This is a genomic window from Terrabacter terrae (genome assembly GCF_039529575.1).
Classification (GTDB): domain Bacteria; phylum Actinomycetota; class Actinomycetes; order Actinomycetales; family Dermatophilaceae; genus Terrabacter; species Terrabacter terrae.
Map to the genome: position 1 here is coordinate 1 of NZ_BAAANB010000130.1, position 1,667 is coordinate 1,667.

Sequence of the window (1,667 nt, forward strand, 5' to 3'; positions counted from 1 at the left end):
CGGTGGCGGCGCGCTCGCAAAGGACCTCGGCCGTCCCAGCCGCGCCCTCAACATGATGCGCACGGTCAAGCTGACCTCGCCCATGTCGGTCGGCTCCTGGATCCTCACCGCCTTCGGCACGTTCGCCGGTGGGGCGCTCGCCTCCGAGATCGCCCGCCCCATGCTCGACAAGCGGGGCGGCGCGAGTGGCTCCGGCGGGTCGGCGGTCACCCTCGCCAGCAAGGCGCTCAACGTCGTGGACCCCCCGCTCACCGTCGGCTCGGCCTTCTTCGCGCCGCCGCTCGCCGCATACACGGCGGTGCTGCTCGCCGACACGGCCACGCCCACGTGGCACGAGTCCTACCGCGAGCTGCCGTTCGTCTTCGTCAGCTCGGCCAACCTCGCCGCGGCGGGGATGGCGCTCGTGACGGTCCCGTCCAGCCAGAACGGCCCCGCCCGCAAGCTGGCCGCGGTCAGTGCGGTGTCCGAGCTGGTCGCGTTCGAGCGCATGCAGGACAAGCTCGGGCCGCTGCTGTCCGAGCCGCTGCGCACGGGCAAGGCGGGGCGCCTGCTCAAGGCCAGCCGCGCGCTCACGGTCGGCGGAGCCTTGGGCGCCGTCACGCTCGGGCACAACCGCGTGGCCGCAGCGCTCAGCGGAGCGGCCCTGATGGCCGCCTCCGTGTGCACCCGCTTCGGCGTCTTCGAGGCGGGCATGGTCTCGGCCGTCGACCCCAAGTACACCGTCGAACCCCAGCGCGAGCGCCTGGAGAAGAGGCGCGCGGCCGGCATCGTCGACGACTCGATCACGACCGCACGCTAGTCGCCGAACCGACGGCGCAAGGGCGCGCCGTCCGACCAGAAGGAGACCGTCATGAGCAGGACGGCAGTTCAAGCCGAGAGCACGCGAACGGGGGGTGGCAACCGCTGGGTCATCCTGGTCTGTGCCGTCCTGGTGCAGCTCGCCATCGGCTCTGTCTACGCGTGGAGCGTGTTCGCCAAGGCGCTGCAGAGCGACGCGGCCTTCGGCTGGTCCAAGTCCAAGGCGGCGGTGCCGTTCAGCGTCGTCATCGGCATGATCTTCATCGGCAGCTACGTCGGCGGCCGCATCCAGGACGCCCGGGGTCCCCGCACCGTCGCCATGACCGGCGGCATCATCTACGCGGTGGGCGTCATCCTGGCGTCGTTCGCCAGCACGGCCGACTCCTTCTGGCTGCTCGTCCTCGGCTACGGCGTGATCGGCGGCTTCGGCCTCGGCATGGTCTACATCGTCCCGATCGCCATGCTGCAGAAGTGGTTCCCCGACAAGCCCGGCCTCATCACCGGCCTCGCGGTGGCCGGCTTCGGCTTCGGCGCCGTGGTGACGGCACCGGTGGGCCAGGCCCTGATCGACCAGTCCCCGCACGTGCCGACCAAGGCCTTCCTCTGGCTCGGCATCGGCTACCTCGTCATCCTCCTCGTCTGCACCTCCGTCTTCCGCAACCCGGCCGTCGTCCCCGACATCACGGCGACGGCGGCCGACAGAGCCCACACGACGGGTGCGGCGGCCCCGGCCGACTCCCGGGCGGTGACCCAGGAGGACCGCGCCGCGGCTCCGGCCTCGACTCCGGCCTCGAGGGACTTCACGCCGAGCGAGGCGATGCACACCGTGCAGTGGTACCTCCTCACGGCGATCCTGACCATGAGCGTCA

Annotated in this window: 2 protein-coding genes; both read left to right on the plus strand. The window is 71.4% G+C overall.

The features are described from left to right. Positions 1–799, plus strand: a 799-nt coding sequence (gene nrfD, locus ABD194_RS19880) for an NrfD/PsrC family molybdoenzyme membrane anchor subunit (protein WP_343994735.1), incomplete at its 5' end; no start/stop codon positions are given. A 51-nt stretch (positions 800–850) separates the two neighbouring features. Next, positions 851–1,667, plus strand: an 817-nt coding sequence (locus tag ABD194_RS19885; RefSeq protein WP_343994737.1) for an MFS transporter, incomplete at its 3' end; no start/stop codon positions are given.